Genomic DNA, 12,225 nt, shown 5'->3' with positions numbered 1-12,225 from the left:
CACCCGCTACCGCCTACCCCTTGCGGCAAAGGCCAGCCGCTCGAAGAGATGCACATCCTGTTCGTTCTTCAGAAGCGCCCCATGCAGTTTGGGCAGCAGGTTTACCCCGTCCGATTTCAGATCCTCCGGCGCAAGATCCTCGATCAGCAGGAGCTTGATCCAGTCGAGCACCTCCGAGGTGGAGGGCTTCTTCTTCAGACCGGGCGTCTCGCGGATCTCGTAGAACCGCGTCAGCGCCTCGGCCAGAAGCTTGGGCTTGATCTGCGGGAAATGCACCTCGACGATTCTGGCCAGCACTTCGGGCTCGGGAAAGCGGATATAGTGGAAGAAACAGCGCCTCAGGAAAGCGTCGGGCAGCTCCTTCTCGTTATTGGAGGTGATGATGACCACGGGGCGGTGGGTCGCGCGAATGGTCTCGCCCGTCTCGTAGACATGGAACTCCATCCGGTCGAGCTCCTGCAGGAGGTCGTTCGGGAACTCGATATCAGCCTTGTCGATCTCGTCGATCAGCAGCACACAGCGCTCGGACGCGGTGAAAGCCTGCCAGATCTTGCCGCGGCGGATGTAATGGCCGATCTCGCTGACCTTGGGATCGCCCAGCTGGCTATCACGCAACCGCGAGACCGCATCGTATTCATAAAGCCCCTGCTGCGCCCGGGTCGTGGATTTGATCCCCCACTCGATCATCTCCATCCCCAGCGCCTGCGCCACCTGTCGCGCCAGTTCGGTCTTGCCGGTGCCCGGCTCGCCCTTGACCAGCAATGGCCGCTCCAGCGCCACCGCCGCATTGACCGCCACCGTCAGGTCGGTCGGCGCGATATAGCTGTCGGTCGATTGGAATTGCATGACAAATCTCCCTTTGCCTGCGCCCATTAAGCCTCAAACGGCTACCTTTACGCCATAGCGAAAAGAGCCGTTGCATAAAAATCAGGCACCGCCCCTAAACTAAGCATCGAACCCCGCTAGAACGTGACAAACTGTCTCGGGTCGGGTATTCGGGCGGCGTGGAATCGTGCATCCAGCAGGGCACGAACACACAACTACCCAAAGGGTCAGGCACCATAGAAAGGCCAGTCATGAAACCCGAAATCTTTCTTCCGGATGATTACCGCCCGGCTGAAGACGAGCCGTTCATGAACGATCGTCAACTGGAATATTTCCGTCGCAAACTCAACGATTGGAAGCACGAGCTTTTGGCGCAATCCGCCGAAACGCTTGAAGGTCTCTCGGAATCCGCAAGATCCGTTCCCGATGTCGCGGACCGCGCCTCGGAAGAAACCGACCGCGCCCTTGAGCTGCGCACCCGTGACCGTCAGCGCAAGCTGGTGGTGAAGATCGACGCGGCGCTGCGCCGTATCGATGAAGGTGAATTCGGCTATTGCGAGAAAACCGGCGAGCCGATCTCGCTGCGTCGTCTGGATGCGCGACCGATCGCCACCATGACGCTGGAAGCGCAGGAGCGCCACGAGCGCCGTGAGCGGGTTCATCGCGACGACTGATTGACGTAGGCTCTGCCTGCGTTTTTTTGTGTTTTTCCTTCGCATGCCACTGGCTGTGGTTTTTGGCATTGCGGGTCTTTGGTTAATGTTGTCTGAGTATATGCACCCCGGCATGGATCCTCCATGCCGGTGGTCGCATTTTTACGGGCGAGGTTTCCATGCTGGTCGGCAGAGAGTTCACCATTCTCGGGGCGGGTATCTCCGGCTTGGCGCTTGCACGCGCGCTTGCCATGCATGGTGCGCGGGTCACCGTGCTCGAACAATCGCCCGAGCTGGGTGAGGTCGGTGCGGGCATCCAGATCTCTCCCAACGGAATGAAGGTGCTGGACGCGCTGGGGCTCGGAACGGAGCTGGCGGCCACGAGCCCCCGTCTGAAGGCGGTCGAGCTGCTGAATGGTGAAACCGGCGAGCCGGTGACGCGGCTCGATATGGCCATGCGCCGCCCCAATGCGCCCTATTATTTCGTCCGTCGTCCCGAGCTGATTGCGCTTTTGGCCGGAGGCGCGCGCGATGCAGGGGTCGAGATCCGGCTGGACCAGAGGATCGCGGCCGTCGAGATCACCGATGACGGTCCGGTCCTGACCTTTGAAGGTGGCGCCACCTCCCGCCCCGGCACGGTGCTGGGCGCGGATGGGCTGCATTCCAAGCTGCGCGGGGCGCTCAATGGCGAGGCCAAACCCTTCTTCACCAATCAGGTCGCATGGCGCGCCATGGTCCCGATGCCCCGTGCCGAGCCACCCGTGGCCCGCGTGTTCATGGGGGCCAAAAAACATATCGTCAGCTACCCACTCTCGAATGGCATGCGCAATATCGTGGCTGTCGAGGAGCGCAGTCGCTGGGCCGAGGAAGGCTGGCATATCCGCGATGATGCGATGACGCTGCGTGTTGCTTTCGAGGAGTTCTGCCCCGAGGTGCGCGGCTGGCTCGAACAGGTCGAGGAGCCCTATCTCTGGGGACTGTTCCGCCATCCCGTGGCCCGCCGCTGGTTCGGCCCGAATTGCGCGATCCTTGGCGATGCCGCCCATCCGACCCTGCCCTTCCTGGCGCAGGGCGCGAATATGGCGCTGGAGGATGCGTGGATCCTGGCACAGGCGCTGGCGCTGCATGGCGAGGACGAGGTGGGCTTTGCCGCCTACCAGACCGCCCGCCGCGAGCGCAGCAGCGAGATCGTGGAGGCCGCCAACAAGAACGCGCGCAACTACCATCTCTCGGGCCTGCCGCGTGTGGTGGGCCATCTGGGGATGCGCGCGCTCTCGAAATTCGCGCCCGATCTGCTGATCGGAAAATATGACTGGATCTACAATTACGATGCCCGCACCATCCTGCAGACCGATTGAAAAGCGCGGCGTTGCAGGCCCGCTTTGGCGGCCATGCACCCGCGCGCTCTTTCCAAAGCTGATCTGCGGAGCTAAAGACAAAGTGACAGCGGGATGACCCCGCGCAACTTGACAAGGCCTGCTATGGATATGATTACGACCACCGAAGCGCTTGCGGTCATCTGCGAGAAGGCGAAGGCGGAACCCTATGTGACGCTGGATACCGAATTTCTGCGCGAGCGCACCTATTGGTCGAAGCTCTGCCTTGTCCAGATGGCGCTGCCAAGTCATGACGGTGTCGAGGGCGAGGCGGTCCTGATCGATCCATTGGCCAAGGGCATCTCGCTCGAGCCGCTCTATGACCTCTTCCGCCACAAGGAAACCGTGAAGGTCTTCCATGCTGCGCGTCAGGATCTGGAGATCTTCTTCACCGATGCGCAGGTCTTCCCCGATCCGCTCTTCGATACGCAGGTTGCGGCAATGGTCTGCGGCTTTGGCGAACAGGTGGGTTACGAGACGCTGGTGCGCAAGATCGCCAAGCAATCGCTCGACAAGACCTCGCGCTTCACCGACTGGTCGCGCCGCCCGCTCACTCCCGCACAGCAGAAATACGCGATTGCCGATGTTACCCATCTGCGCGTGATCTACGAATATCTGGCCAAGCAGCTGAAGAAATCGGGACGCGCCCCTTGGGTCGAGGAAGAGGTGGGCATTCTCCTTAACCCCGAGACCTATATCACCCGCCCCGAGGAAGCCTGGCTGCGCGTGAAGACCCGCACCCATTCTGGTAAATTCCTCTCGGTCGTACGCGAGCTGGCACGTTTCCGGGAAGGGTTCGCGCAGAACCGCAATATTCCGCGCTCGCGTATCTTCAAGGACGACGCCTTGCTGGAGCTGGCCTCCACCAAGCCCGTGAGCCTCGACGATCTGGGCAAATCGCGGCTCCTGCTGCGCGAGGCCCGCAAGGGCGAGATCGCCGAGGGGATCATCACCGCCGTGAAGGAAGGGCTGGCCGTGCCCGCCGACAAAATGCCCAAGGTACAGAGCGACAGCGACCACCTGCAGGTCGACTCGGCGCTGGCCGATCTGTTGCGCGTGCTTTTGAAGGCGAAATCCAATCAGACGGGCGTCGCGCCCAAGCTGATCGCCTCCTCGCATGATCTGGATGCGATCGCCGCCGGCAAGCGTGATGTGCCCGCCCTCTCGGGCTGGCGTCGCGAGGTCTTTGGCGAGGACGCGATCCGTTTGTCCGAGGGCAAGATCGCGCTCTCGGCAGAGAATGGCGATATCAAGCTGATCACGCTGTAACGCGTCACATTGTGATACAGACGGGCGCAGCCACTGGCTGCGCCTTTTTCACGCGGTTAGCCGCGCGAGAGGATCAGATGCAGGCCGGCGGCAGCGAATACGGCCGCGAGGCTACGCTCGATCCAGCGCCGCGCGCGCAGATAGGTCCGCGCGACGGCCCCCTGCGAGAAGCCCCAAGCATAGCCGAAATTCACGCAGATACCGATGGCCGCGCAGCCTGCAAACAGCGCGGCCATCTCGGCCCCGCCTGCCCCTTCGGGCAGCCCGAGGGCAAAAGTCGCGGCCCAGCCGAGGATCGCTTTGGGATTGGTGAGATGCAGCAACAGCCCGCGCCGATAGGCGGCCGCGGGGGACTGTCCGCGACCCGCTGCTGGCGGCGGACACGAGGCCGAGCGCAGAGATTTCCATGCCAGATACATCAGATAGAGCCCGCCTGCGAGTTTGAGCAGCCAGATGAGCTGGACGAGAGACAAAAGCAGCGCCCCCATCCCGAGCGCGGTCAGCCCCGCCCAGATCAGGCTGCCACTGACCACCCCTGACGCCAGGGCCAGCGCGGGTCTGCGCCCCGAAGCCATTGCGGTGCCCAAGATGGCAAGCGTGCTGGGACCGGGGCTGGCGACGGCCAGAAAATAGGCGAGATAGGCGATCAAGAGATGCGACATGAAAAAGCCTCCTGCGGATGACAGGAGGCTAATCGCAACCGTTGCGTCTGGCAAAGATTATCGGCTGGCGCTGCGGCTATTGGTGGCGGCCACCACGGTCACCTTGCGCACATCGGCCAGTTTGAAATTGTCGATATAGGCGGCGGCGGTCACCTGACGCGAGCTGACCGTGCCTGCGCGGGTCGCCTCGGGGCTGCCAGCGGCCGGCGGGAAGCCCACCAGCGTATAACGCACCTCTCCGTTTACAGGGCGTCCGTCATTCTCGGCGATCAGACCGATATTCCACCAGCCTTGGGTCGGCGGCAGGGCCGTTACTTCAACAATGGCTCCACCGGAGGTTTTCCGGATGGACAATGCGGTGACTTCCGCAATCACACTACGATTATCCGCAAGAGCGGCCTCATAGCCCCCCTTGGGCGCGAGCGTAGGCGTGGTTTTCTCTTCGGTCGAAGACCCGAACCAGTTCCACGGATTCATGCGGCTTTCGCGGAGGCTGCCACAGGCAGAAAGCGCCAGCACAATGGCAAGCGAAGCAAGGAACGGTTTTCTCATGGTCTCTCCGGCACTTGATCTTCTTTTCCCTAGCCTATTGCACCGGCTTTGAAAAGGCGGCTCTGGACCCTTGGCAGGCTTGGGTCTAGGTATTGGCCAAGAAACAAGCCGCGGAGTGGAAAAATGGCCAGCGAAGCATTCGAGGAAATCGCCGATACATTCGAATTTCTGGACGATTGGGAAGATCGCTACCGCCATGTGATCGAATTGGGTAAGGAATTGCCGCCACTTGACGATGCCGTGAAGGTGCCTGCCACCAAGGTCGAGGGCTGTGCCAGCCAGGTGTGGCTCCTGCCGCGGATCGAGGGGACCGGCCCGCAGGCGCGCTTTGCTTTTGATGGCGAGTCGGATGCGATGATCGTGCAGGGCCTGATCGCAATCCTGCATGCGCTCTATTCCGGTCTGACCGTGACCGAAGTCACGGCAACCGATGCCGAGGCCGAACTGGCGCGGCTGGGCCTGAACGACCACCTCTCGGCGCAACGCTCGAACGGACTGCGGGCGATGGTCGAACGTATCCGCCTGCTGGCGGCAGAAGCGGCGGCCGCATAAGGCCGCCGCAAGGCACAGGCGGTTACTTGACCGCCGCCACCACGATCACCTCGACCAGATATTCCGGCGCGGCCAGTTTCGATTCGCCGGTTGCACGCGCGGGTGTATGGCCCTGGGCAACCCAGGCATCCCAAACGCTATTCATCTCGGCGAAATCGGCCATATCGGCCAGCCAGATCTGCGTCGAGAGGATATGTTCCTTATCCGAGCCCGCTTCGGCCAGAAGGCGGTCCACCTCGGCCAGCGCATCGCGCGTCTGGTCTGCGACGGATTTGCCCGGCGTGCCGACCTGCCCCGCCAGATAGACGGTGCCGTTATGAACCACGGCTTCGCTCATACGCGCGCCGGTGCCGATACGTTTGATAGTCATGGGGAAGCCTCTTCCACTGTTGTCACGAGGCAGGGTGCGGCCCTGCCCTCGCACGCTCTATGAGTGGGATTGGCGCGCCCGTCTAGCGTTTATGGATCACCGCCACCTGATCGGCACGTTTTTTGTGATAGCGTGCGGTAAACATGAAGCAGCCGGAAATCTGCGGTGCGAGACGGGTGAATTCTGCCTCGATCTGCGGATCGTTATGCTCGAATTTGCGGCCCTCGGAGAAGCCACGGAACAGAGCCGCCGTCTTGGTGATCCCGTCCTTTTCATAGGGTGGCGGCTGCCAGCGTAGATCCTCGATGATATAGAGCCCACCGGAGGCCAATTTGGGAAAGAGCTCCAGAAAGGCGTTCTGCTGGTGATGGGACGCGTGGCTCGCATCGTCGATGATGATATCGAGTTCCGGCAAGAGATCTCCAGCCCTACGGATGTTCTCGCGCAAATCCATATCACAGCGATGGAAATGGAAGCGCGGATCCTCGAACCAGCCGAAATCCGACACATCCAGCCCGTGGATCTGCGCCATCGAGAAGAACTCGAGCCACATCCGGATCGACGGGAGATCGGTGGTCGTCCGGTCCGCGCTCTTGCCATGTTCCGGCCCACCGATCTGCAAGCCCATCTCGAGGAAATTGATCGGCCGGTCGCGATAGGGGTGGAAGAGCATGTGGTAGAGTTCGCTATAGCGATGCTTTATCGTGCCCTTATCCGACCCGAACCTGTCTGCAAGATCGGTTAGGTTTGCGGGATTGAGCGTCACCGCCCCGATCCGCGAAATAAATCCCATTTCCATTCGGCTCTCCCCGCTTGGCGCAAATGCGTTCCGCATCTGCAGCGAAGCTAGCAGCCATGGGGTGTAATTATCGTAAACGATCTTCTTTTTCGCCGGAAAGACATAAAGGGCTTGTCTACCATGGCTTCGCGGGCCTGTTCTGCAGGCATAGGGCGCAAGCCGGACCGCAAGCGGCACTTGGCGTATATCGATAGGGATGGGGGGTAATGGAGCGGGTGAAGGGAATCGAACCCTCGTATGCAGCTTGGGAAGCTGCCGTTCTACCATTGAACTACACCCGCGAAGGTGTGGGCGGAGAAATAGCCACTCCGCCCGAGCACGTCAAGCGCCCAAAGCACCTGACGCGCTGCATTTTATCACGAGAGCGTCGCAAGATCCTTGGCGTCGAAACCGGTCAGCTCGTCGCTGCGGCCCTCTTTGACCTTGGTCACCCATTGCGCATCCGACAGAAGCGCACGACCCACAGCGATCAGGTCGAACTCGTCTTTCGACATACGCTCGACGAGATTATCGAGAGGAGTCACTTTCGACCCTTCGCCACCAAAGGCCGCCAGAAACTCTCCCGAAAGCCCGACCGAGCCCACCGAAATCGTTGGCGCACCGGTGATTTTCTTGGCCCAGCCTGCGAAGTTGAGGCCGCCCTCGCCATCGATTTCGGGAAATTCCGGCTCCCAGAAACGACGCTGCGAGCAGTGGAAGATATCGACCCCCGCCTCCTTGAGCGGCATCAGCCATGCCTCCATCTCGGCAGGGGTCTTTGCCAGTTTGGCGGTGTAATCCTGCTGCTTCCACTGGCTCAGGCGCATGATCACCGGAAAATCGGGGCCAACCGCCGCGCGCACGGCCTTCACCACCTCGACGGCAAAGCGGGACCGCTCGGGCAGGGTCGCACCTCCCCAACCATCGGTGCGTTTATTGGTGCCCTCCCAGAAGAACTGGTCAATCAGATAGCCATGTGCACCATGGATCTCGACCGTGTCGAACCCGTTCGCCTTGGCATCGGCCGCGGCCTGACCGAAGGCCTTGATGGTCGCCTCGATATCAGCCTCGGACATTTCCACACCGCGCGGGTCATCGGGGCCAACGAGCGCCGAGGGGCTCTCGACGGGCGTCTCCGGTTCCCAGTCGCCACCACGGGTCGAGCCGGTATGCCAGATCTGGGGCGCGATCTTGCCTCCCTGCTCGTGCACGGCCTCGGCCACGGCCTTCCAGCCTGCCAATGCCTCTTTGCCATGGAAGAAGGGGATATTGGGCAGGTTACGCGAGGCGGGACGGTCGATGACCGTGCCTTCGGTCAGAATCAGCCCTACATCCTGTGCCGCGCGGCGGGCATAATAGGCCGCGTTGTCGCCATTGGGCACACCCGCGGGGGCCATATTGCGCGTCATCGGTGCCATCACGATACGGTTCTTGAGCGTCAGGCCCTTATAGGAGAACGGACGGAAAAGGGTTTCGGTGCTCGTCATGATGTCTTTCCTGTTTGAGGTTGGAAGGGCCTTCACAGACCCGACCTTCGCCAGAGCAGATATGCAGGAACGTCGCCCAGACAACCCCTGCCCGCTTGCACAATCGCGCATCCGCCTGCGCGGGCCTGCACGGCGGGCCGGCACAGCCATGCAATACCGTCCGGAACGCAAAAACCCGACCAGAGGCCGGGTTTTTCTCAAAGCTGGAGGAAGCTGCGATCCTCTGCGACATAGCGTTCGAGCACTGCCGGATAGAGCTTGTGTTCCTGCACCAGAACCCGCGCCGCAAGCGTATCGGCCGTATCCCCCGCGAGCACAGGGACACTGGCCTGACCGAGGATAGGGCCATCATCGAGAACGGGCGTCACCTCATGCACGGTGCAGCCGGCTTCCGTATCGCCCGCATCCAGCGCGCGCTGATGCGTGTGCAATCCCGGATAGTTCGGCAGGAGCGAGGGATGGATATTCAGCATCCGTCCTGCGAAACGCTCGACAAATTCCGGCGTCAGCACGCGCATGAAGCCCGCAAGACAGAGGATATCGGGCTTGGACGCCAGGATCGGCTTGAGAAGCTCCGCCTCGAAGGCCGCACGGTCACGGCCGAACGGACGGTGGTCTATCGCGGCCGTGGGCACGCCCATCGCCGCAGCCTTCAGCAGCCCCCCCGCCTGCGCGTCATTCGACGCGACCAGAACGGGTTCGGCAAAGCCTCTGGCCTGCATGGCCTCGACGAGGCGGACCATATTGGATCCGCCCCCCGAAATCAGGATTGCAACACGTTTCACAGGAGCTTGCCCTTATAGGCAACCCCCTCGCCTGCGGTGATCGTGCCGATCTGCGTCACGGTTTCGCCCTCGGCGCGCAGAAGCTCGGTCAGGGCTTCGGCACGGTCTTTGGCCACCACGACGATCATGCCGATACCGGAGTTGAAGGTCTTCAGGAGTTCCGGCTCTTCCATCTTGGCGGTCTCTGCCAGCCAGCGGAACACACCCGGCAACTCCCAGGTGTCGAGATCGATCTCGGCCCCCAGCCCCTCGGGCAGGACGCGCGGCAGATTCTCGGTCAGGCCACCACCGGTGATATGGGCCAGTGCATGAACGCCGCCTGCACGGAAGGCCTTGAGACATTGCGTGACATAGAGGCGAGTCGGCGCAAGCAGCGCCTCGCCGAGCGAGCCCTCGCCCCAAGGGCAACCAGCATCCCAGCCAAGACCCGACATCTCGACAACCTTACGCACGAAGGAATAGCCGTTGGAATGCACGCCATTGGAGCCGAGGCCCAGAAGCACATCCCCCTCTTCAACACCCTCGGGCAGAAGCGTGCCACGCTCCATCGCGCCCACGGCAAAGCCCGCAAGGTCGAAATCACCCTTGTGATACATGCCCGGCATCTCGGCGGTCTCGCCCCCGATCAGCGCACAGCCCGACTGCGAACAGCCCTCGGCAATGCCGTTGATGATGCGGGTCGCAGAGTCCAGCTCGAGTTTGCCCGTCGCGAAATAATCAAGGAAGAACAGCGGCTCGGCGCCTTGGCACACGAGGTCATTCACGCACATCGCGACGAGGTCGATGCCGATCGTATCGACATTTCCGGTGTCGATCGCAATGCGCAGCTTCGTGCCCACACCATCGGTCGCGGCCACCAGCACCGGATCATTATATCCCGCGGCCTTCAGATCGAACAGCGCGCCGAACCCACCAAGCCCCGATACGGTGCCCGAACGCGCGGTCCGCTTGGCCGCAGGTTTGATGCGTTCGACCAGCTCATTGCCGGCATCGATATCGACGCCTGCATCGGCATAGGTCAGACCATTCGTTTTGTCGCTCGTCTTTTCGCTCATGGGCCCACGCGCTCCTTGGGAAATAAAGTTGTGTTGCCATTAGCGCATGCGGGGCGTACGGGCAATCGGCGGCTGAGGATTTGCCCCAAGATTTCTTGACCCCGCCCTTATTTATGCTAATGACCATTCTCAATGGTGGGCCTGTAGCTCAACGGTTAGAGCAGGGCGCTCATAACGCCTTGGTTGGGGGTTCAAATCCCTCCGGGCCTACCAGTTTGATGTTAGGACGCGGAAGACCTGAACCGCGCCGGGTTTACCGGGGGCTCCAACTCTTGAGTGGGATGGCGCACTATGAGCAAAACAACGAACAAATATTCTCCTGAAGTCCGCGAACGAGCGGTTCGGATGGTTCTCGACAATGCGGGTCAGCATGGATCTCGCTGGCAGTCCGTTGTCTCGATTGCCGCGGAGATCGGCTGATCGACAAATACGTTGCACGAGTGAGTTAAGAAGGCCGAGCTTGATAGCGGCAAGCGTGCAGGCGTCCCCAGCGAGATGACCGAGCGCATGAAGGCGCCGGAGCGGGAGAACCGCGAACTGCGCCAGGCCAATGAGATCTCGCGCAAGGGTGAGCCAATGGTCCGCGAGACATTGGCGAACGCATATTTTGCGATGGCGGAGCTCGACCGCCGGTCGAAGTTATGGCGGATTTGATCGAGGCGCATCGTGATGCGCATGAGGTCGAGCCAATCTGCACGGTGCTGCCGATTGCCCCTTCCACATTCCAAGATCATCTTGCCAAGCGGGCCCATCCAGCCCGGTTGTGGGACCGTGCCCGTCGTGATGCCGCCCTGCGGCCCGATCGAACGCGTCTGGGAGGAGAATTACAAGGTCTACGGCGTCCGTAAGGTCTGGCGGCAGCTTTTCCGGGAAGGCTTCGCTGTCGCGCGTTGCACGGTAGCACGGCTCATGCGGGACATGGACATCCAGGGTATCATCCGCGGCAAACCGCATCGGACAACGATCCCGGACAAAAAGGCCACATACCCGTTGGACAAGGTAAAACGCGAGTTTCGGGTTCCGGCGCCCAACATGCTCTGGGTGAGCGATTTTACTTACGTCCCGACTTGGAAAGGGTTCGTCTATGTGGCCTTCGTCATCGAAGCCTATGCGCGCAAGATCGTCGGCTGGCGCGCCAGCACCTCGGCGTAGACTGGTTTTGTCCTAGATGCACTGGAGCAGGCCGTCCATGATCGAAGGCCGACAAAGGCCATGGGGCCGGTCCATCGAGGTTTTGGGAACGGGCTTTGCCTTCCAGCGGGTCCTTTGCGGGAGCCTGTATCTGCGGGTCTATCGCGGGCTGATCTTGTTGTTTCGATCGGAGAGGCTGCGGCGCAAGAGCGTTTTGCGTCGCGCTGGGGCGCTTATCTTCCCTGCCCTCATTTTACTGGCCACCTGGCCCCGTTGCCGACTGGTATGGACTGGCGTGGATTGCGGTGTTTGGCGTTTGCGGGGATTGGTTATCCAGAGAAGTTTTTCGATACGCTACGAGGCTTGGGTGCGTCGGTTGTTCGGACGGAGTCACTTGGTGACCACCAGCCTTTCACGGCTGCGCTGTTGTCGCGTCTTTTGCATGATGCGCAGGCGGATGGTTTACAGCTTGTGACGACGGAGAAGGACGCTGCGCGTTTGCCTTCATCCTTGCGTGGTGAGGTGCTGACATTGCCTGTGCGTCTGGAGATTTTGCAGGCGGAGGCTCTTGATGCCCGTCTTCATTCGCTCTTCTGAGCGGATTTTCCGGTCTATTTTTGCTGTGTCAAGAATGCGCGAAGCCGCCTCTGATGAGACGGCTTTTTATTTGGTTGCGGGAGTAGGATTTGAACCTACGACCTTCAGGTTATGAGCCTGACGAGCTACCGGG

The 12,225-nt window shown here is 61.2% G+C and carries 12 protein-coding genes, 2 tRNA genes, 2 pseudogenes and 1 other annotated feature; of the genes and pseudogenes, 7 read left to right on the top strand and 9 right to left on the bottom strand.

Features of this window, described 5'->3' with window-relative positions:
• Positions 1–6: 6 nt before the first annotated feature.
• On the bottom strand, positions 7–846 hold the full coding sequence (locus VSX56_RS12100; RefSeq protein ID WP_350937391.1) for an AAA family ATPase: 840 nt from the start codon (positions 844–846) through the stop codon (positions 7–9).
• A 230-nt stretch (positions 847–1,076) separates the two neighbouring features.
• Here VSX56_RS12100 and dksA point away from each other — a divergent pair, with 230 nt between their 5' ends.
• The 3 genes from dksA (at position 1,077) to rnd (ending at position 4,123) form a co-directional block, all read left to right on the top strand.
• Positions 1,077–1,499, top strand: a complete 423-nt coding sequence (gene dksA / locus VSX56_RS12095) for an RNA polymerase-binding protein DksA (RefSeq protein ID WP_339113047.1) — start codon at positions 1,077–1,079, stop codon at positions 1,497–1,499.
• 158 nt (positions 1,500–1,657) lie between these two features.
• Positions 1,658–2,836, top strand: a complete 1,179-nt coding sequence (locus VSX56_RS12090) for an FAD-dependent monooxygenase (RefSeq protein ID WP_350937389.1) — start codon at positions 1,658–1,660, stop codon at positions 2,834–2,836.
• A 123-nt stretch (positions 2,837–2,959) separates the two neighbouring features.
• Positions 2,960–4,123 carry a ribonuclease D gene (rnd, locus tag VSX56_RS12085; protein ID WP_350937387.1) on the top strand — a complete coding sequence of 388 codons (1,164 nt, stop codon included), beginning with the start codon at positions 2,960–2,962 and terminating at the stop codon, positions 4,121–4,123.
• A gap of 56 nt (positions 4,124–4,179) precedes the next feature.
• Here rnd and VSX56_RS12080 read toward each other — a convergent pair whose 3' ends face one another.
• Positions 4,180–4,785 (bottom strand): LysE family translocator, encoded by a 606-nt coding sequence (locus VSX56_RS12080; RefSeq protein WP_339113050.1) that lies wholly within the window; start codon positions 4,783–4,785, stop codon positions 4,180–4,182.
• A gap of 57 nt (positions 4,786–4,842) precedes the next feature.
• A complete protein-coding gene (locus tag VSX56_RS12075) occupies positions 4,843–5,337 on the bottom strand; it encodes a hypothetical protein (protein ID WP_339113051.1) in 495 nt (164 codons plus the stop codon).
• Between the two features lie 123 nt (positions 5,338–5,460).
• On the opposite strand from VSX56_RS12075, the gene VSX56_RS12070 reads away from it, so the two are divergent.
• Positions 5,461–5,889 (top strand): SufE family protein, encoded by a 429-nt coding sequence (locus VSX56_RS12070; protein ID WP_339113052.1) that lies wholly within the window; start codon positions 5,461–5,463, stop codon positions 5,887–5,889.
• 22 nt (positions 5,890–5,911) lie between these two features.
• On the opposite strand, the gene VSX56_RS12065 is transcribed toward VSX56_RS12070, so the two are convergent.
• The 6 genes from VSX56_RS12065 to purM all read right to left on the bottom strand — a co-directional run bounded on the left by VSX56_RS12065 (position 5,912) and on the right by purM (position 10,364).
• The gene (locus tag VSX56_RS12065) at positions 5,912–6,259 is read right to left on the bottom strand and encodes a RidA family protein (protein WP_339113053.1); all 348 of its coding nucleotides are present in this window, start codon (positions 6,257–6,259) and stop codon (positions 5,912–5,914) included.
• 82 nt (positions 6,260–6,341) lie between these two features.
• Positions 6,342–7,058: an O-methyltransferase gene (locus VSX56_RS12060; protein WP_339113054.1), complete on the bottom strand. Its 717-nt coding sequence runs from the start codon at positions 7,056–7,058 to the stop codon at positions 6,342–6,344.
• A gap of 207 nt (positions 7,059–7,265) precedes the next feature.
• Positions 7,266–7,339, bottom strand: a tRNA-Gly gene (locus tag VSX56_RS12055).
• Positions 7,340–7,414: 75 nt separating this feature from the next.
• Positions 7,415–8,524, bottom strand: a complete 1,110-nt coding sequence (locus tag VSX56_RS12050) for an NADH:flavin oxidoreductase (RefSeq protein WP_350937383.1) — start codon at positions 8,522–8,524, stop codon at positions 7,415–7,417.
• Positions 8,525–8,721: 197 nt separating this feature from the next.
• Positions 8,722–9,309, bottom strand: coding sequence for a phosphoribosylglycinamide formyltransferase (purN, locus tag VSX56_RS12045; RefSeq protein WP_350937380.1), 588 nt, complete (start codon positions 9,307–9,309; stop codon positions 8,722–8,724).
• On the bottom strand, positions 9,306–10,364 hold the full coding sequence (gene purM / locus VSX56_RS12040) for a phosphoribosylformylglycinamidine cyclo-ligase (protein ID WP_350937378.1): 1,059 nt from the start codon (positions 10,362–10,364) through the stop codon (positions 9,306–9,308). The genes purN and purM overlap by 4 nt, the downstream gene beginning before the upstream one ends.
• Positions 10,365–10,501: 137 nt before the next feature.
• Here purM and VSX56_RS12035 point away from each other — a divergent pair.
• The 3 genes and pseudogenes from VSX56_RS12035 to VSX56_RS20830 all read left to right on the top strand — a co-directional run.
• Positions 10,502–10,577, top strand: a tRNA-Ile gene (locus VSX56_RS12035).
• 78 nt (positions 10,578–10,655) lie between these two features.
• A pseudogene (locus VSX56_RS12030) lies at positions 10,656–11,591 on the top strand (IS3 family transposase); the annotation flags it as partial.
• Positions 10,964–11,080 (top strand) — a sequence feature (AL1L pseudoknot). Its footprint overlaps the pseudogene before it by 117 nt.
• Positions 11,592–12,092 (top strand): annotated as a pseudogene (locus VSX56_RS20830) (tetraacyldisaccharide 4'-kinase); the annotation flags it as partial.
• Positions 12,093–12,225 lie beyond the last annotated feature (133 nt).

The organism is Thioclava kandeliae (assembly GCF_040297545.1).
Classification (GTDB): domain Bacteria; phylum Pseudomonadota; class Alphaproteobacteria; order Rhodobacterales; family Rhodobacteraceae; genus Thioclava; species Thioclava kandeliae.
The sequence above is the reverse complement of the archived record's forward strand: the minus strand, read 5'-3'. Positions and strand labels throughout refer to the sequence as shown.

Excerpts from the sequence above, each read along its gene's own strand:
- VSX56_RS12065 (WP_339113053.1), bottom strand. The coding sequence starts at position 6,259 with ATGACTATCAAACGTATCGGCACCGGCGCGCGTATGAGCGAAGCCGTG.
- rnd (WP_350937387.1), top strand. The coding sequence starts at position 2,960 with ATGGATATGATTACGACCACCGAAGCGCTTGCGGTCATCTGCGAGAAG.
- VSX56_RS12070 (WP_339113052.1), top strand. The coding sequence starts at position 5,461 with ATGGCCAGCGAAGCATTCGAGGAAATCGCCGATACATTCGAATTTCTG.
- VSX56_RS12100 (WP_350937391.1), bottom strand. The coding sequence starts at position 846 with ATGCAATTCCAATCGACCGACAGCTATATCGCGCCGACCGACCTGACG.
- purM (WP_350937378.1), bottom strand. The coding sequence starts at position 10,364 with ATGAGCGAAAAGACGAGCGACAAAACGAATGGTCTGACCTATGCCGAT.
- VSX56_RS12080 (WP_339113050.1), bottom strand. The coding sequence starts at position 4,785 with ATGTCGCATCTCTTGATCGCCTATCTCGCCTATTTTCTGGCCGTCGCC.
- VSX56_RS12075 (WP_339113051.1), bottom strand. The coding sequence starts at position 5,337 with ATGAGAAAACCGTTCCTTGCTTCGCTTGCCATTGTGCTGGCGCTTTCT.
- VSX56_RS12050 (WP_350937383.1), bottom strand. The coding sequence starts at position 8,524 with ATGACGAGCACCGAAACCCTTTTCCGTCCGTTCTCCTATAAGGGCCTG.
- VSX56_RS12090 (WP_350937389.1), top strand. The coding sequence starts at position 1,658 with ATGCTGGTCGGCAGAGAGTTCACCATTCTCGGGGCGGGTATCTCCGGC.
- VSX56_RS12060 (WP_339113054.1), bottom strand. The coding sequence starts at position 7,058 with ATGGAAATGGGATTTATTTCGCGGATCGGGGCGGTGACGCTCAATCCC.
- dksA (WP_339113047.1), top strand. The coding sequence starts at position 1,077 with ATGAAACCCGAAATCTTTCTTCCGGATGATTACCGCCCGGCTGAAGAC.